This is a genomic window from Schumannella sp. 10F1B-5-1 (assembly GCF_006517535.1).
GTDB lineage: Bacteria > Actinomycetota > Actinomycetes > Actinomycetales > Microbacteriaceae > Schumannella.
In genome coordinates, this window is record NZ_VHQH01000039.1 from 341,762 (window position 1) to 358,233 (window position 16,472).

13 protein-coding genes and 4 tRNA genes are annotated in these 16,472 nt (G+C 72.9%); 11 read left to right on the top strand and 6 right to left on the bottom strand.

What is annotated here, in order from left to right:
• Window positions 1–8 precede the first annotated feature (8 nt).
• Complete coding sequence (locus tag FJ658_RS12315) at window positions 9–1,214, top strand: alpha/beta hydrolase (protein WP_141145666.1); 1,206 nt, start codon at window positions 9–11, stop codon at window positions 1,212–1,214.
• Here the strand turns inward: FJ658_RS12315 and FJ658_RS12320 are convergent.
• From FJ658_RS12320 to FJ658_RS12330, 3 genes are read right to left on the bottom strand one after another with little or no spacing between them, the layout of a single operon-like run.
• Complete coding sequence (locus FJ658_RS12320) at window positions 1,198–1,959, bottom strand: dihydrofolate reductase family protein (protein ID WP_141145667.1); 762 nt, start codon at window positions 1,957–1,959, stop codon at window positions 1,198–1,200. The two genes, FJ658_RS12315 and FJ658_RS12320, sit on opposite strands and share 17 nt — an antisense overlap.
• Complete coding sequence (locus FJ658_RS12325; protein WP_141145668.1) at window positions 1,956–2,405, bottom strand: SufE family protein; 450 nt, start codon at window positions 2,403–2,405, stop codon at window positions 1,956–1,958. Before FJ658_RS12325 ends, FJ658_RS12320 begins: the two co-directional genes overlap by 4 nt.
• Window positions 2,406–2,417: 12 nt before the next feature.
• Window positions 2,418–3,323, bottom strand: coding sequence for a sulfurtransferase (locus tag FJ658_RS12330; protein WP_141145669.1), 906 nt, complete (start codon window positions 3,321–3,323; stop codon window positions 2,418–2,420).
• A gap of 192 nt (window positions 3,324–3,515) precedes the next feature.
• On the opposite strand from FJ658_RS12330, the gene zapE reads away from it, so the two are divergent.
• Window positions 3,516–4,487: a cell division protein ZapE gene (gene zapE / locus FJ658_RS12335; protein WP_141145883.1), complete on the top strand. Its 972-nt coding sequence runs from the start codon at window positions 3,516–3,518 to the stop codon at window positions 4,485–4,487.
• Here the strand turns inward: zapE and FJ658_RS12340 are convergent.
• Together FJ658_RS12340 and FJ658_RS12345 are read right to left on the bottom strand one after the other, a co-directional pair.
• On the bottom strand, window positions 4,484–5,413 hold the full coding sequence (locus tag FJ658_RS12340) for a M56 family metallopeptidase (protein ID WP_141145670.1): 930 nt from the start codon (window positions 5,411–5,413) through the stop codon (window positions 4,484–4,486). The genes zapE and FJ658_RS12340 overlap by 4 nt on opposite strands.
• A gap of 8 nt (window positions 5,414–5,421) precedes the next feature.
• Window positions 5,422–5,796, bottom strand: coding sequence for a BlaI/MecI/CopY family transcriptional regulator (locus FJ658_RS12345; protein ID WP_141145671.1), 375 nt, complete (start codon window positions 5,794–5,796; stop codon window positions 5,422–5,424).
• Window positions 5,797–6,009: 213 nt separating this feature from the next.
• Between FJ658_RS12345 and FJ658_RS12350 the strand changes: the two genes are divergently transcribed.
• The 5 genes from FJ658_RS12350 (at window position 6,010) to FJ658_RS12370 (ending at window position 15,065) form a co-directional block, all read left to right on the top strand.
• On the top strand, window positions 6,010–7,629 hold the full coding sequence (locus FJ658_RS12350; RefSeq protein WP_141145672.1) for a cytochrome ubiquinol oxidase subunit I: 1,620 nt from the start codon (window positions 6,010–6,012) through the stop codon (window positions 7,627–7,629).
• Between the two features lie 13 nt (window positions 7,630–7,642).
• Window positions 7,643–8,671 (top strand): cytochrome d ubiquinol oxidase subunit II, encoded by a 1,029-nt coding sequence (gene cydB / locus FJ658_RS12355; protein ID WP_141145673.1) that lies wholly within the window; start codon window positions 7,643–7,645, stop codon window positions 8,669–8,671.
• A gap of 64 nt (window positions 8,672–8,735) precedes the next feature.
• Window positions 8,736–12,260: a thiol reductant ABC exporter subunit CydC gene (cydC, locus tag FJ658_RS12360; protein WP_141145674.1), complete on the top strand. Its 3,525-nt coding sequence runs from the start codon at window positions 8,736–8,738 to the stop codon at window positions 12,258–12,260.
• Window positions 12,261–12,584: 324 nt separating this feature from the next.
• A complete protein-coding gene (locus FJ658_RS12365) occupies window positions 12,585–13,853 on the top strand; it encodes an ammonium transporter (RefSeq protein WP_141145675.1) in 1,269 nt (422 codons plus the stop codon).
• A gap of 198 nt (window positions 13,854–14,051) precedes the next feature.
• A complete protein-coding gene (locus FJ658_RS12370) occupies window positions 14,052–15,065 on the top strand; it encodes a hypothetical protein (RefSeq protein ID WP_141145676.1) in 1,014 nt (337 codons plus the stop codon).
• Window positions 15,066–15,151: 86 nt separating this feature from the next.
• Here the strand turns inward: FJ658_RS12370 and FJ658_RS12375 are convergent.
• Window positions 15,152–15,224, bottom strand: a tRNA-Val gene (locus FJ658_RS12375).
• A 153-nt stretch (window positions 15,225–15,377) separates the two neighbouring features.
• On the opposite strand from FJ658_RS12375, the gene FJ658_RS12380 reads away from it, so the two are divergent.
• The 4 genes from FJ658_RS12380 (at window position 15,378) to FJ658_RS12395 (ending at window position 16,470) form a co-directional block, all read left to right on the top strand.
• Window positions 15,378–15,450, top strand: a tRNA-Gly gene (locus FJ658_RS12380).
• A 32-nt stretch (window positions 15,451–15,482) separates the two neighbouring features.
• A tRNA-Cys gene (locus FJ658_RS12385) sits at window positions 15,483–15,553 on the top strand.
• A 27-nt stretch (window positions 15,554–15,580) separates the two neighbouring features.
• A tRNA-Val gene (locus tag FJ658_RS12390) sits at window positions 15,581–15,652 on the top strand.
• Between the two features lie 149 nt (window positions 15,653–15,801).
• On the top strand, window positions 15,802–16,470 hold the full coding sequence (locus FJ658_RS12395; RefSeq protein ID WP_219995770.1) for a VOC family protein: 669 nt from the start codon (window positions 15,802–15,804) through the stop codon (window positions 16,468–16,470).
• Window positions 16,471–16,472 lie beyond the last annotated feature (2 nt).

The window sequence follows — 16,472 nt, forward strand, 5'->3', positions numbered from 1 at the left end:
GAGGTGGCATGGCATCGGGTCAGCAGCGTCGGGGTTCGAGCGCTCGGCGCGGTCTCGCGATCGGCGGTGCGGTCGCGATCGGCGTCGTCGCCGGGGCGGCGCTGCTCGGCGCCGGAGTCGCGGGCCTCGGCGCGGTCGTCGCCCGCACCGTGATCACGCCGCCGAAGAAGCGCCCCGACGACGTGCGCATCCTCGACGTCGACGAGGACGCGGGCGAGATCACGCTGTCGCGCAACCACGAGACCGAGGTCGACGGGCGCTACGGGATGTGGTTCGCCGGCGACACCGGCTACGTGCGCCTGGGTGACGTGGTCGCCCTCGACGACGACACCGTGACCCGGCGCATCGAGCGCGTCGTGTTCGGCGACCTCGCCTCCGCGTCCGGCGGCCGCTGGAGCGGCTGGTACTACCTGACCCCGCGCGACCTCGGCCACGACTACCGCGACGTGAGCATCGACACCGAGCTCGGGGCGGCGCCGGCCTGGCTGATCCCCGCCGAGGGCGACGCCGAGCGCGACGGACGCTGGGCGGTGCTCGTGCACGGGCGCGCGGTCAAGCGCGCCGAGACCCTGCGCGCGGTCGACACCTTCCACGAGGCCGGCTACACGGTGCTGGCGATCTCGTACCGCAACGACGGCGACGCGCCCGCGAGCCCCGACGGGCGCTACGCGCTCGGCGACCGCGAGTGGGTCGACGTGGATGCGGCGCTCGGCTACGCGGTGGCGAGCGGCGCCCGCGACGTGGTGCTGATGGGCTGGTCGATGGGCGGCGCGACCGTGCTGCAGACGATCACCCGCTCGCCCCGCGCCGACGTCGTCCGCGGCGTCGTGCTCGAGTCGCCGGTCGTCGACTGGACCGACACGATCGACCATCAGGTCGTCACCGTGCGCGGGATGCCCGGGCCGCTCAGCAGGCTGGTGGAGCGCATCCTGGGGGAGAAGCGGGCGACGCCGCTGACGGGCCTCGAGCGCCCGGTCGACCTGGCGCGGCTGAACTTCGTCGACCGCGCGGGCGAGCTGCACCTGCCGATGCTCGTGCTGCACAGCGACGACGACCAGTTCGTGCCGTCGCGCGCCTCGCGCGCGCTGGCCGTGGCCCGGCCCGACATCGTGCGCTACGAGCCCTTCGACACGGCCCAGCACACGCGGCTGTGGAACTACGCGCCCGTGCGCTGGACGACGGCGCTGCGGGAGTTCCTCAGCTCGCTCGCGTGAGCCAGCGCGCGTAGAGCCCGCCGGCCTCGTCGACCAGCAGCCCGCCGAGCAGCAGCTCCTGGGCGGCGGCGCGCTCCGCGCCGAACACCGAGAGCCCGGTGGCGGCGATGCGCGGGCTCGTGCTGAGGCAGATCTCGTCGACCTGCCCGGTCGCGAGCACCTGCCCGGCCAGCGCGGGGCCGCCCTCGCAGACGATCGAGCGAGCGCCGTGCGCGCGCAGCGTCGCGAGCAGGTCGGCGGCGGACGGTCGACCGTCGTCGCCCGGCTCGACCGCCAGGAACTCGACCTCGGCCGCGGTCATGGTCGCGCGGGCGCGCTCCTCGACCGACGCGGGCCCGAGTACGAGCACCGAGGTGCGCGCGTCGCGGTCGGAGCCGACGGCGCCGCCGCCGTTGCCGTCGGCGCGGGGCGGATGCGCGCCCCCGAGCTCGCCCGTCGTCGTCGCGACCGCGAGGTGCGCGCGGCGGGGGAGCAGGTAGCCCTCGGCCCGCAGCGTCTGCGCGCCGATCAGCACAACATCCGCCTGCGAGCGGATGACCCCGAGGATGCGCCGATCGGCCGGGTTGCTCAGCGTGTCGGAGGTGCCGTCGGCGCCGGTCGCCGAGCCGTCGACGCTCGCGATGAGGTTGAGGCGCAGCCAGTCCTGCCGCGGCGGCGCGTAGAGCCCGGCGATGCGCTCCCGCGCATCCGGGGCGTCGTGCGCGAAGCCGTCGCCGACGGCCGGATGCACCGGGCGCAGGATCACGAGGCGAGCGCCTGCCGCACCTGGCGCTTGGCGCGCCCCAGCATGCCGACCATGCCGCGCAGCCGCAGCGGGCTCACCGCATCCGTCAGGCCCAGCTCGAAGGGGAAGTCGTCGGGGATCGCGAGCATCACGTCGACCTCGAGGCCGTCGAGTCCCTGCGCCAGGATCGACGCGAAGCCGCGGGTCGTCGGCGCCTGCTCCGGGGCGGTCGCGTGCAGGTGCACGCGACCCTCGGCATCCACCTCGGTGAAGATGAAGACCGGCGACTGGCACTCCTCGACCCGCTCGAGCAGGTCGGGGTGGTCGGCGTAGCGCTGCGGCAGCGCCGGCAGCTCGCGCGAGAACTCGAGCAGCAGCTGCAGCCGCTCGGGCTGCGTGATCGCCAGGAAGTCCTCGCGGATCTCAGCGAGAACCGGGGGCAGGTCGGGAAGCTCGGGTGCGCTCATCGAGCGCCGACTCTAGCCGACGAGCGCGGGCACGGCCCCGGGCTCGGCGCCGCGCACGATCGGCACGCGCACGAGGCTGCCCCACTCGGTCCACGAGCCGTCGTAGTTGCGCACGCCCTCGAAGCCGAGCAGGTGCGTCAGCACGAACCACGTGTGGCTCGACCGCTCGCCGATGCGGCAGTAGGCGATCACGTCGTCGCCGCTCTGCAGTCCGGCGCCGTCACGGTAGATCGCCTCGAGCTCGGCGAGCGGCTTGAACGTGCCGTCCTCGGCGACCGCCTTGCCCCAGGGCACGTTCTGCGCGCTCGGGATGTGGCCGGCACGCAGGGCGCCCTCCTCGGGGTAGGCGGGGGCGGTGGTGCGCTCGCCCGAGAACTCCTCCGGCGAGCGCACGTCGATCAGCGGGTTGCCGAGGTGGGCGAGCACGTCGTCGCGGAAGGCGCGCACGGTGCTGTCGTCGCGCTCGACCACGGGATAGTCGGTCGCGGTCGGCGTCGCCGGGTCGGTCGTGTACTCGCGGCCCTCGGCTTCCCACTTGGCGCGTCCGCCGTCGAGCAGGCGCACGTCCTCGTGGCCGAAGAGGGTGAACACCCACAGGGCGTAGGCGGCCCACCAGTTGTTCTTGTCGCCGTAGATCACGACCGTGTCGTCGCGCGAGATGCCCTTGGCGCCGAGCAGCTTCGCGAAGCCGGCGCCGTCGACGTAGTCGCGGGTCACCGGGTCGTTGAGCTCGGTGTGCCAGTCGACCTTCACGGCGCCGGGGATGTGGCCGGTCTCGTAGAGCAGCACGTCCTCATCCGACTCGACGACGACGAGCCCCGGCTCGCCGAGGTGGGCGGCCAGCCAGTCGGTGCCGACGAGGCGCTCGGGATGCGCGTAGCCGGCGAATGCGGGGGAGTCGTCGTGGGCGACGGACATGGCGGGGCCTCCTCGGCGTGGTTCTCGGGCCCTGGGTAGACTCGGGCCCGTTCTCGAATCTAGCCAGGCGACTGGCGGCCCGCTGGAGTGCCGTAAGGATTCGCAATCTCGTCGCCCCGCGGGCGTCCGATCCGAGGTGCCCCTGTGAGCGTCGACACGTCCTTCCCGTCACTGCGCGACCGCAGCCCGGAGATGAGCGGGGCCGAGATCGCCCAGTCGCTCGTGCCGCCCCGGCAGTTCGACGGCGCGACGCTCGACAGCTACCGCCCCGACGCCGACTACCCCTCGCAGTCCGAGGCCGTGGAGCGCGTGCGCGCTTTCGTCGACGGCTGGGGCAGCCGCCCGGGCAAGCTGTTCTCCCGGCGCCGCCGCGGAGCCGAGACCCGCCCCGGCATCTACCTCGACGGCGGCTTCGGCGTCGGCAAGACGCACCTGCTGGCGGCGCTGTGGTCGCTGGCCCCAGGCCGCAAGTACTTCGGCACCTTCATCGAGTACACGGCGCTCGTGGGCGCGCTCGGCTACCAGAAGACGATCACGACCCTCAGCGGCGCGAGCCTGATCGCGATCGACGAGTTCGAGCTCGACGACCCGGGCGACACGATGATGATGAGCCGCCTGCTGGGTGAGCTCGCCGCGAGCGGCACCCGCATCGCCGCGACCTCGAACACCCCGCCGAACGCGCTCGGCGAGGGTCGCTTCGCCGCCGCCGACTTCCTGCGCGAGATCAGCGCCCTGGCCGACCGCTTCGAGATCGTGCGCATCGACGGCCTCGACTACCGCCGCCGCGAGGTCGAGGGCAGCGCCGTCGCGCTCGACGACGCGGGCGTGGATGCGGCCCTCCATGCCGTCGAGGGCGAGGTCACCTCCGACGGCTTCGACGAGCTGCTGCACCACCTGGCCGCGATCCACCCCTCGCGCTACGTGAAGATGGTCGACGGCCTGCGCGGCATCGGCATCCGGGGCGTGCGCACCCTGACCGACCAGTCGGATGCGCTGCGCTTCGTCGCCTTCGTCGACCGCCTCTACGACGCGCAGGTGCGCATCTTCTCCACCGGCGTGCCGCTCGATCAGGTGTTCGGCGACGACATGCTCAGCGGCGGGTACCGCAAGAAGTACCTGCGCGCGATCTCGCGCCTCGTGGCCCTGACGTCGGGTCGCGACTAGAGGTCGAGCAGCGCCGGCACGAGCAGCAGCACGGTCGGCACCACGACGAGCGCGGCCGCGACGACGCCGATCAGGATGCGCGGCGCGAGCGGCAGCGGAGCGAGGCCGACCCGACGCACCCGGTCGAGGATCGCCGAGCGGTCCGCATCCCGGGTCTCCATGGGGCCGGTCGTGTCGTGTCCGCCGACGAGCGCGATCGCCCGGGCGAGCGGCTCGGCGCCGACGGCCGCGCGTGCCGTGTCGTCGGCGAGGTACTCGACGAGCGTGGCGACGCTGCTGCGGGCGCGGGATGCGATCGGGAACCACGGCAGCGAGAGCCGCCAGGCGCGGAACGCGGTCGTCATCCACGCATGACGCTGCGCCAGGTGGGCGCGCTCGTGCGCGACCACCGCGCGCAGCTCCTCATCGCCGAGCAGCTCGAGCAGCCCCTGCGACAGCACGGTCATCGGCAGCGCGCCGACGCCCGGCAGGCAGTAGGCCAGGGGAGCGGGATCGTCGAGCAGGCGGGTTCCGGGCCGCTCCGGATCGGGGGCGCTCAGCAGCGCGACCAGGTCACGGTGCCGCCGACGCTCACGCGTGCTCACGACGACCGTGACTGCGAGGTTGAGCACGAGGTGGGCGACCAGCAGCGCGGCGGCGCCGACCGCGAGCGTGGGCCAGACATCGGCCGTGGGCACGGTCTGCTCGGTCGACACGACCTCGAGAAAGCGCGCCGCGGCGTGGATGAGGTCGTCGCCGAAGGGCGCGAGGCCGAAGGTCGCGAGCGAGCCCACCATCGACAGCCCGCCCGAGAGCGCGATCGCCTGCCAGAGCAGCAGCGCCGTGGCGGGCGCGCGACGGGGCCACTCCGCGCGCGCGAGCACGATCGGCACGGGCACGGCGAGCAGCACCGCGAGCGCGGCGAGCAGGGCCGAGGCCAGCAGCACGGGCGGGGTCAGCTCGCGTCGCGCACGCGGCCCAGCAGCAGCTCGCGCAGGGCGTCGGCCTCGGCGGGGCTGACCTGGCCGACGAAGCGCTCGAGCACGGCGACCCGGTCGTCGGCGCCGTCGAGCACGTCGCGCATGAGCTCGGCCGCGTGGTCGGCGCGCGAGGCGACGGCCGTGTAGCGGTGCGGGCGGGTGCTGCGCTCGCGCGTGACGAAACCCTTCTTCTCGAGGCGCGACAGCACGGTCAGCACGGTCGTGGGGGCGAGGCGCTTGCCGCCCGGGTCGGCCGGAAGCAGGTCGACCAGGTCGTAGGCGGTGAGGCCGGTGGGCGTGCTCCAGAGCTGGTCCATGACCGAGCGCTCGAGCTCTCCGAGTGCCGCCATCGTGTCGTGCCTCCATCGTGCGAGGCGCGCGCGATCGGAGCCTCGAAAGGGGTTGGCGCCGCTCGGGCAGCGGGCCGCTGTGGAGACCAGGATAACCGCATCCGTGCAGATTTCTACGCCGAGTAGAAATTCTGGCGCGCGCAGTCCTACACTGACCGCGTCACCACTTCTACGACTCGTAGAAAAACACCTCGAGACCGGGATGGACCGCGCATGGACCCCCTCGATATCGCCCGCTGGCAGTTCGGCATCACGACCGTCTACCACTTCCTCATGGTGCCGCTCACACTGGGTCTCGGCCCGGTCGTCGCGGTGCTGCAGACGCGCTGGGTGCGCACGGGCGACGTGCGCTGGCTACGGCTCACGAAGTTCTGGGGAAAGCTCTACCTGATCAACTTCATCATGGGCGTCGCCACCGGCATCGTGCAGGAGTTCCAGTTCGGCATGGCCTGGAGCGAGTACTCGCGCTTCGTCGGCGACGTCTTCGGCGCCCCGCTCGCGATGGAGGCCCTGCTCGCCTTCTTCTTCGAGTCGACCTTCCTCGGCCTCTGGATCTTCGGCTGGAACCGGCTGCCCAAGCGCATCCACCTGGCGACCCTGTGGATCGCGGTCGCCGGCTCGATCGTCTCGGCCTACTTCATCATCGTCGCGAACTCGTGGATGCAGCATCCCGTCGGCGTCGAGCTGATCGACGGCCGCCCGGTCATGACCGACGTGTGGGCCGTGCTCACCAACAACACCGCCCTGGCGGCCTACAGCCACGCGCTCTGCGGCGCCGCGGGCGTCGCCGGCGGCTTCCTCATCGGCATCGCCTGGTACCACCTGTGGCGCCGGCGGCACGACGGCATCGACACCGTGGATGCGCGGGGCCGCGTCGTGGTCGGCGAGGCCCGCGACGTGCCCGGCCGCGACAAGATCGATCACAAGGTCTGGCTCACCTCGCTGCGCATCGGCGCCGCGGTCGCGATCGTCGGATTCGGCGGCGTCGCGATCACGGGCGACATCCAGGGCAAGCTCATGTTCGAGCAGCAGCCCATGAAGATGGCGGCCGCCGAGGCGGCCTGCGAGAACGGCACGAGCTTCTCGGTGCTGACGATCGGCGATCTCGGTGCCAAGGACTGCGACGAGCTGACCAACCTGATCGAGATCCCGGGCCTGCTGTCGTTCCTCGCCCACGGCGACTTCGACACCCAGATCACGGGCGTCAACTCGCTCATCAGCGAGTACCAGCAGAAGTACGGCACGAACCTGCCCGAGAACGAGATCTACGGCGAGCGCAGCGGCGAGGCGATCGAGTACGTGCCGCTCATGCCCGTGACCTACTGGGGCTTCCGCATCATGATCGGCTTCGGCGGGCTCGCCGCTTTCGCCGCGGTCGTCGCGCTCTGGCTGACGCGCAAGGGGACCGTGCCGGCGTCGAAGTGGATCATGCGGCTGGCCGTGCTCGGCATCCTGGCGCCGTTCGGGGCGAACGCGGCCGGATGGGTGTTCACCGAGATGGGCCGTCAGCCCTTCGTGGTGGCGCCGAACCCCGACGGCGTCGACGGCGTGTTCATGTTCACGGCCGCGGCCGTCTCGCCGGGCGTCTCGGCGGGGGAGCTGCTGTTCTCGGTCATCACCCTGACGACGCTCTACGCCGTGCTGCTCGTGGTCGAGGTGTCGATCCTCGTGCGCTTCGTGCGCGCCGGTGTGCCGGCGGCGATGCCCGAGCTGGTGCACGCGGAGGGCGACCACGGCGACCACGACGATCCCGACGACCCGGACGACCCCGACCGGCCGGCCGGCTCGGGCCGCCCCGCGAAGGACGACGGCGTGCTGTCGTTCGCCTACTGAGAGGAGCGCGATCATGGATGCCCTTCCCACCCTCTGGTTCGTCGTCATCGCCGTGCTCTGGACCGGCTACCTGCTGCTCGAGGGCTTCGACCTCGGCGTCGGCATGCACATGCTCGTCAGCGCGCGCGGCGACCGCGAGCGCCGCCTCATGCTCAACACGATCGGCCCGGTCTGGGACGGCAACGAGGTCTGGCTGCTGACGGCCGGCGGCGCCACCTTCGCGGCGTTCCCGATGTGGTACGCCTCGCTGTTCTCAGGCCTCTACATCCCGCTGGTGATCGTGCTCGTGGCCCTGATCTTCCGCGCGGTCGCGATCGAGTACCGCGGCAAGCACCACTCGCTGCGCTGGGGGCGGGCCTGGGATGTCGCGCTCGGCCTGGGCTCGTTCGTCGCCGCCTTCGGGGTCGGCGCGCTGCTCGCCATCACGACGACCGGCCTGCCGATCGACGCGAACGGCGACCGCGTCGGCGGACCCTTCGCCTGGTTCAGCTGGCAGGCCGTCGTCGGCGGACTCGCCGTCGTCGGGTTCTGCCTCGTGCACGCCGCGGCGTTCCTGGGGCTCAAGACCGAGGGCGAGGTGTCGACCCGCATGCGGCGGTTCTTCCGCCGCGCCGCGATCCCGGCGCTCCTGCCGATCGGCGTGTGGGTGCTCGTCGTGCAGCTCGCCGACGGCACGGCCGTCAGCTGGTCGCTCGTCGTGCTCGCCGCCGCCGGCGCCGCCTTCGGCGTCGTCGCATCGCGACGGGGGAGAGACGGCCTCGGCTTCCTGGGCATGGCGATCTTCCTGGTCGCCGGGGTCGCCTCGATCTTCAGCGCCGTCTACCCCGTCGTGCTGCCGTCGAGCCTCGACCCGGCCTCCTCGCTCACGATCGAGAACGCGGCCAGCGGCGGCTACACGCTCGGCGTCATGACGACGGTCGCCGCGATCGGCGTGCCGCTCGTGCTCGTCTACCAGGGCTGGACCTACTGGGTGTTCCGCCGGCGCCTCTCGGTGCACCACATCCCCGACGCGCGTCCGATCGTCGCAGCCGTGCGCCGCTGACGGCCTCCGCCGAGACCACCCGCTGACGACATACGCCGACGCCGACCGCCGAGCAGGAAGACCGATGACCGACGACACCGCCGCCGCCCCGCGCGGACCGGGGCGCGACCCGGCCCTGCAGCGCGAGCTCCTGCTGCGCGACCGGCCGCGCCTCGTCGCGCTCGCGCTGCTGACACTGCTGCGCGCGGCGGGTCTGCTGCTCGTGGCCGAGGGGCTCGCGCGCGGCATCACCGGCGCGATCGCCGGCCGCCTCGACCTGGATGCGCCGCTCGCGCTGCTCGCCGGCGGACTCGTCGCCCGTCTCGTCGCCGAGTGGGCGACGCGCGTCGTGGCCACGCGCACCGGTGTCGCGATCAAGGCCGAGCTGCGCGGGGGACTGCTCGGCGCTCTGCTGCGGCCCGGGGTCGACACGCCCCGGGTCGCCCTCCTCGCCGGCCGGCGGCTCGACGAGCTCGACCGCTACTTCCTCGACGTCGTGCCGGCGACGCTCGGCGTCGCGATCGTGCCGGCCGCCGTGCTGCTGCGGGTGCTCGGCGCCGACTGGCTGAGCACGCTCATCCTGGTGCTGACGCTGCCGCTCGTGCCGGTGTTCCTGATCCTGGTCGGCCTGCACACGCGCGACGAGGTCGGTCGCGCCGCGTCGGCGCTCGACCGGCTGGCCGCGCACCTGGTCGAGCTGGCGCGCGGCCTGCCGGTGATCGTCGGGCTGGGGCGCCTCGACGAGCAGCGCGCCGCCCTCGCCGCGATCGGCGACCAGCACCGCCGCTCGACCGTGCGCACGCTGCGCACGGCGTTCCTGTCGGCGCTCGTGCTCGAGCTGATCGCGACCATCTCGGTCGCGGTCGTCGCCGTCGTGATCGGCATCCGCCTCATCCACGGATCGCTGCCGCTGGAGACCGGGCTTCTCGTGCTCGTGCTGGCGCCGGAGTGCTTCGCGCCGTTCCGGGTGCTCGGCGCCGCGTTCCACGCGGCCGAAGACGGGCTGGATGCGGTGCGCCGCGCCCGGGCCCTGATCGCCGGGTCCGCGGCGAGCGCCGGCGCGCACGTCACGCGGACCGCCCCGGATGCGCGCGCGGACGCCGAGGGAGCGGGCTCGGTCATCCGGCTGGACGGCGTCGTCGTGCGCTACCCCGACCGGGTCGAGCCGGCTCTGCGCGTGGACGCCCACCACGCCGGCTCGGGACTGATCGCCGTGACCGCGCCGAGCGGCGGGGGCAAGTCGACGCTGCTCGCCCTGCTCGCCGACCGGCTCGCCCCGGAGACCGACGTCGACGGCGCTCTGGTCGTGCCGGCGCGGGCCGCGGTCGCCGCGCAGCACCCGCGCACGACCGAGGGCAGCGTGCGCGACGAGCTGCTGCTCTGGGCCGACGGCGGCGAGGCGGCGACCGAGAGGATGGCATCGCGCCTGGGTCTGGACGAGCTGCTCGACCGCGATCCAGCGACGCTGAGCCCGGGCGAGCTGCGGCGCCTTGCCGTCGGACGCGCCGCGCTGCGTCTCGACGCGCACGGTGGCATCGGCCTGCTCGACGAGCCGACCTCGCAGCTCGACCCGGAGCGCGCCGACGCGGTGCGTGCCCTCCTCGTCAAGCTGGCGTGGCGGCATCCGGTCGTCGTCGCAACCCACGACGCCGCGCTCGTCGCGATCGCGGACGCCCACTGGGCGCTGGGCGCCGGGCACGTCGCCGGCTCGGTGCGCGACGCCGACAGCCATGTCCACGCCCATCGCCTCGATGCACGGAGTCGAGACACCGTCGCCGCGCCGCTCGACGGGTCAACGGCGACTCGCGCCGTCGACCCGAGCGCGCGCCGCGACGGCGATGGCGCTTGCCCTGGCGGGGCCCGACGCGAGTCGACGCGCCTCCGCCTCGGCCCCGCGCTCCGCCTCCTCGCCCCGGAGCTGCCCCGCCTCGCCGCGGCCGCCGTGCTCGGCGCCGCGGCCACGGCCTCCGCCGCCGCCCTGACCGGGGTCTCGGGCTGGCTGATCGTGCGCGCGGGCGAGCACGTCGCGATCATGTACCTGCTCGTCGCGATCGTCGGCGTGCGCTTCTTCGGCATCGCCCGCGCCGTGCTGCGTTATCTCGACCGCCTGCTCGCTCACGACGCCGCCCTGCGCGGCGCCCAGCGGCTGCGCACCCGCCTCTGGTCGTCGCTCGCCGCGCTCGGACCCGGCTACCGGCGCGCGACCCGACCCGGCGAGACCCTCGACGTGCTGGTCGGCGTCGCCGACACGGTGCGCGATCTCGTGCCGCGGGTCGTGACGCCCGTGCTCGGGGCGGCCCTCGCGCTGGCGGCCTGGGTCACGGCGAGCGCGATCATGCTGCCGGCGACGCTGCCGGTCACGCTCGTCGCGGCGCTCGCGGTGCTGATCGTCGCTCCCGGGGTGACGCTGCTCGTCGATCACGCGGCGACGCGCCGCGCCGAGGGGGAGCGTTCGCTGCTGCTGCGGCGGGCCGCGACCGTCGGCGCCGCAGCCGACGAGCTCGTGCCCTCGGGCCTCGCCGAGAGCGCCCGCCGCGCCCTGCAGAGCTCGGCCGCGCGTCTGGCGCACGCTGAGCAGCGGGCGACGATCGCCGCGGGGTCCGGGTCGGCGGTCGTGCTCGCCGCGCTCGGCGCGGCGACGCTGGTGCTGCTCGACCTCGCCGCCCACGGCGTCGCCGACGGCGCGATCGACGGTCCCTTCGTCGCCGTGCTCGTGCTGCTGCCGCTCGCCCTGGCCGAGTCGGGCGAGGCGGCGGTGGATGCGGCGCGGCGCGCTCCGGCGCTCGGCGACGCCGTCCGGCGCATCCTCGGGGTGATCGCGACCGCGAGCGGCGGCAGCGATGCGGTCCGGCACACGGCTCCCGACGCCGACCGCACTGATCACTCCGGTGCCGCATCCGCCGTCGACGCGCTGGAGCTCGACCATGTGACCCTCCGCTGGCCCGGCGGCGCGCCGGTGATCGAGCACCTCGACGCCGTCGTCACCCGCGAGCAGTGGCTCGTGGTCGACGGGCCGTCGGGATCGGGCAAGTCGACGCTGCTCAGCGCGATCCTCGGCCAGCTCGTCCCCGCGCGCGGGCAGGTGCGACTCCCCGCCGGTGCGGGCTCGTCCGCGGCGCTCGCGCCCCGCGGCAGGGATTCCGGGGCCAGGGCCGACGCCGACGCCCCGCGCGTCGCCTGGGCGCCCCAGGAGGCCCACGTCTTCGACGCGAGCCTGCGCGCCAACCTGCGCCTCGGCCGTCCCGCCGCCGACGCCCCCGACGACGCCGAGCTGCTCGACGCGCTCGCCCGGGTCGGCCTCGCCGAGCTCGCGCGGGAACGCGACGGACTCGACACGCCGATCGGCGCCGGGGGAGCGGCGCTCTCCGGCGGCGAGCGCCAGCGACTCGCCGCCGCCCGGGCGCTGCTCAGCCGCGCCGAGGTGGTGCTGATCGACGAGCCGACGGCGCACCTCGACCAGGCGACCGGCGACGCGCTGCTCCGCGAGCTGCGCTCGGCCCTGGACGGCCGCATCGTCGTGCTCGTCTCGCACGACCCCGCCGCGGCCGAGCCGGGCGACCTGCGCCTGCGGCTGGGCGCGGGGGTCGCGCATCCACTGCTCGTGCTCTGAGCACCCTCGTGCTCTGAGCACCCTCGTGCTCTGAGCACCGGAGGCGCCGCTCGCGCCGACCGCGCGTCGCGCATCCACGGCCCGAGCGCCGGATCGCGTTCGCACTCTGCGCGACTGCGCAGGCGACGGGCAGAGCTCCCGAAGCGCCTCGAAACACGATGTTTACCGACGGCGCTCCGCCGTAACAGCCGCGAAACATCACGACAGCCCCGGCGAAACCTCAGCTGGTCAGACTGACCGGCGTACCCGAGGCCCGACCGCTCTCTCCTCCGAGCGCGAAGACCGGCTCACGGTGCGTTCCTTGCGAAGTGAGAGAGGTAAGAGATGGATCAAGGCAACACCGCCTTCGTGCTCATCTGCGCAGCGCTCGTGCTGCTGATGACGCCGGGCCTGGCCTTCTTCTACGGCGGACTCGTCAAGGCGAAGAGCGTCATCAGCATGATGATGATGAGCTTCGGCGCGATCGGTCTCGTCGGTGTCCTGTGGGTCGTCTACGGCTACGCGATCGCGTTCAGCAACGACGTCGGAATCGACGGCGTGTTCGGACTCGACCCGGCCGCGCTGCTGCTGCAGAACCAGGTGGAGACGCCCGACGGCGCCGCCTTCCCGCCGATCGCCTTCGTCTCCTTCCAGGCGACCTTCGCGATCATCACCGTCGCCCTCATCTCAGGTGCGATCGCCGACCGCGCCAAGTTCGGCGCGTGGATGATCTTCGCCGCGATCTGGGTCACCATCGTCTACTTCCCCGTCGCGAACTGGGTCTTCAACTTCACCCTCGGTGACGACGGCTCGGTCGTGAACGGCGGCTGGATCGTCTACGGCCTCAGCCAGACCGGTCTCGGCGTCGGCGTGATCGACTTCGCCGGTGGAACCGCCGTGCACATCAACGCCGGTGCGGCCGCGCTCGCCCTGGCCCTGGTGCTCGGCAAGCGCGTCGGCTTCACCAAGGGCGCCTACGCCCCGCACAACCCGCCCTTCGTGCTCCTCGGCGCGGGCCTGCTCTGGTTCGGCTGGTTCGGCTTCAACGCCGGCTCCGAGGTCGCCGCCGACGGCGTCGCCGCGGTCGCGTTCCTCAACACGATCGTCGCCCCGGCCGCCGCGCTGCTGGCGTGGATCCTGGTGGAGAAGATCAAGGACGGCAAGTCGACCTCGGTGGGCGCCGCATCCGGTGCCGTCGCGGGTCTCGTCGCGATCACCCCGGCCTGTGCCGCGCTGACCCCGGGCTGGGCCATCGTGCTCGGCATCGTCGCCGGCGCCGTCTGCGCCCTGGCGATCGACCTCAAGTTCAAGCTCGGCTTCGACGACTCGCTCGACGTGGTCGGCGTGCACCTGGTCGGCGGTTTCATCGGAACCCTCTACCTGGGCTTCTTCGCCAACGGCACCGGCCTCGTCTACAGCGGCACGTTCAACCAGCTGGCCGTGCAGGCGATCAGCGCCTTCGCGGTGGCGATCTACAGCTTCGTGCTGGCCTTCGTCATCGGCTTCGTGATCGAGAAGACCATCGGCTTCCGCATCAAGAACGAAGACGAGGTCGCGGGCATCGACCAGGCGGTCCACGGCGAAGAGGGCTACGTCCTCACGCCGGAGCGCTGAGCCTCAGCACTCCCTGCACCGGGGTGCCGTCTCTTCGGAGGCGGCACCCCGTCGTCGTTCCCGGGCAGGGCCGTGGATGCGCGGCTCCCGCGACGACAAGAGCGCCGCGCATCGGCGCGAGAGGTCGTCGTCGTCGTCGCGTGGCGACCGGGAGGCGCGCATCCACGCCCCTAGGGTCATGAGCAGGAGGTCGCGGCAATGGTCTGGACGCTGCCGGCCGCGATCCTCGCTGCCGCCCTGCTCGCGCTGAGCGCCGTGCTGCTGGTGCGCGCCTCGGTGCGGGTGCCGTGGTGGCTGCCGCTCGGCGCGGGTGCCGCGGCCGTGCTGTGCTCGGCCGCTCTCGCGGCGCTGCTGGGCGGACCGCCGCCCGTCTTCGCGGCGACCGTCGCGACCGCCGCCGCGCCGGTCTCCGTGCCCCTGGCGGCCGCGCTGAGTCGCGGCCGACGGCGAGACGCGCGACCGCTCATCGCGGTCGCCGTCTGGGCCGTCGTGCTCGTGCCCGCCGCCCTCGTGGTGCCCGGACGGGTGGCCGCGACCTGCCCGCCGACGGCCTGCGTCGTCGAGGACTTCGGGGGAGCGCTCGCCTTCGTGATCGCGACCGGCGGATTCCTGCTCGTGCCCTCGATCGCGACGATCGGCCGCAACCGTCTGCGCAGCGGCAGCGGCTCGCGCGCCGTCGATCTGGTCGCCGGCCTCGCGATCGTGCCGCTGTTCGCGGTCTGGCTGGCGGCCGCCGAGGGCGACGTCGACGACTACACCGTGCCGCTGCTCATCACGGCGCTGCTGGCACCCGCGCTGGGCGCGCTCGGCTGGCTGATCGTCGATCGCATCCGCGGAGTCGACGCGACGGCGGGCCGGGCGCTGCGACTGGGCGTCGTGGCCGGCATCGCCGTCGTGCTCCCCGGCGCCGCCGCGATGACGCCGCCGTACCTCATCGGCCTCGGCCTGCTCGGCGGCGTCGTCGGCGCCCTGGCGCACGACGCCAAGGCGATCGTGTCGTCGCCCGAGGGTCTGCGCGCCGCCGTGGCCGCGCTCACGATCGGAGCCGTCGGGATGCTCGCCCCCGGCATCCTCGGAACCTCCATCGGCTTCGTGTTCGCGGCCCGCACCGACGTCACGGGCATGCAGCTCGTCGCGACGCTCGCGGTGGCGGTTCTCGCGGTCACCGTGTCGATCCCGGTCGCGGTCGTCGGGCGTCGCGGTTCCCGCTGAGTCGGCGCATTCCGCAGCGTCGTCGCATTCCGTTGGGGGCATGAGAAGAGCCCCGGCTGGAATCTCTTCCATCCGGGGCTCGTACGTGGGCGATACCAGACTCGAACTGATGACCTCTTCCGTGTGAAGGAAGCGCGCTACCAACTGCGCCAATCGCCCGCGTGGGCAATTCTGCCACACCTCGCGCGAGGTTCGAACCACCCCGTGAACGGCACGCGACGAGAGCGCGACACGCGCATGTCGCTCGGTTTGGACACGGGTCGCGGATCGGGTACAGTCATTCTCGGCCCAAGGGGAAACCGGCGGGCCGATGCGGATGTGGCGCAGTTGGTAGCGCACAACCTTGCCAAGGTTGGGGTCGCGAGTTCGAGTCTCGTCATCCGCTCGAGTGAAGGCTCAAGGTCCTCCGGGCCATACGGTGGCGTGGCCGAGAGGCGAGGCACCGGCCTGCAAAGCCGTTTACACGGGTTCGAATCCCGTCGCCACCTCACTCATAACTGAATACGCCTGTACAGGCGCGATTGGCGCAGCGGTAGCGCGCTTCCCTGACACGGAAGAGGTCACTGGTTCGATCCCAGTATCGCGCACCGTCTTCATCACGAAGATCTCGAAGCCCCGGTTCGCCGGGGCTTCTCGCATGTCCGGGCCTTGTCCGGAGCATCCCGCCTCTCGCGGTCGACGCCGCCGCCTGCCACTCTTCTCTCGACAGATGATCCGTGCGAGAGCGGGGGAGCGCATGTCCGACGGCGGCGCCGTGAAGATCACGAACAAGCAGTTCCACGAGAACGAGGGCGTCGCCGACTGGCGCGTGCTGTTCTGGGGCGCGCACGTCTTCTACCGCACGAGCGGATTCGCCGAGGGCGCCCGTCTCGTGGTCGCGATCGCCGAGGCCGCGGCCGAGCTCGGTCACGAACCCGACGTCGACATCCGGCCCGAGGGTGTGACGGTGCGCAGCCGCACGCTGCCCGACGGCGAGCTCAGCACGGCGGATGTCGCGCTGGCGCAGCGGGTCTCCGCCGCCGCGCACGAGCTCGGTCTCGAGCCCGACCCGACCGCCCTGACCGTCGTCGGAATCGCCGTCGCCGAGGACGACCACGTCGACACGCGCCCGTTCTGGCGGGCTGCGCTCGGCTACGTCGATCTGGGGGAGGAGGACGCGGTCGACCCGCTGCGGCGCAACCCGCACACCTGGTTCCACAAGCTACGCCCGTCGAAGCCGGGGCGCGGGCGCACGCACATCGACGTGTCGGTTCCCGCCGATCAGGTCGAGGCGCGTGTGGCCGCATGCGTCGCCGCGGGCGGCCGCATCGTCAACGACCACGTCGCTCCGAACTCGTACACGATCGCCTCGCCCGACAATCACGGCATCGACATCGCCGGCTGGGCCGACCACTACGAGAACTGAGA

Coding starts and splice junctions, on each gene's coding strand:
- FJ658_RS12315 (WP_141145666.1), top strand. CDS start 9: ATGGCATCGGGTCAGCAGCGTCGGGGTTCGAGCGCTCGGCGCGGTCTC.
- FJ658_RS12325 (WP_141145668.1), bottom strand. CDS start 2,405: ATGAGCGCACCCGAGCTTCCCGACCTGCCCCCGGTTCTCGCTGAGATC.
- FJ658_RS12330 (WP_141145669.1), bottom strand. CDS start 3,323: ATGTCCGTCGCCCACGACGACTCCCCCGCATTCGCCGGCTACGCGCAT.
- zapE (WP_141145883.1), top strand. CDS start 3,516: ATGAGCGGGGCCGAGATCGCCCAGTCGCTCGTGCCGCCCCGGCAGTTC.
- FJ658_RS12345 (WP_141145671.1), bottom strand. CDS start 5,796: ATGGCGGCACTCGGAGAGCTCGAGCGCTCGGTCATGGACCAGCTCTGG.
- FJ658_RS12350 (WP_141145672.1), top strand. CDS start 6,010: ATGGACCCCCTCGATATCGCCCGCTGGCAGTTCGGCATCACGACCGTC.
- cydB (WP_141145673.1), top strand. CDS start 7,643: ATGGATGCCCTTCCCACCCTCTGGTTCGTCGTCATCGCCGTGCTCTGG.
- cydC (WP_141145674.1), top strand. CDS start 8,736: ATGACCGACGACACCGCCGCCGCCCCGCGCGGACCGGGGCGCGACCCG.
- FJ658_RS12365 (WP_141145675.1), top strand. CDS start 12,585: ATGGATCAAGGCAACACCGCCTTCGTGCTCATCTGCGCAGCGCTCGTG.
- FJ658_RS12370 (WP_141145676.1), top strand. CDS start 14,052: ATGGTCTGGACGCTGCCGGCCGCGATCCTCGCTGCCGCCCTGCTCGCG.
- FJ658_RS12395 (WP_219995770.1), top strand. CDS start 15,802: ATGTCCGACGGCGGCGCCGTGAAGATCACGAACAAGCAGTTCCACGAG.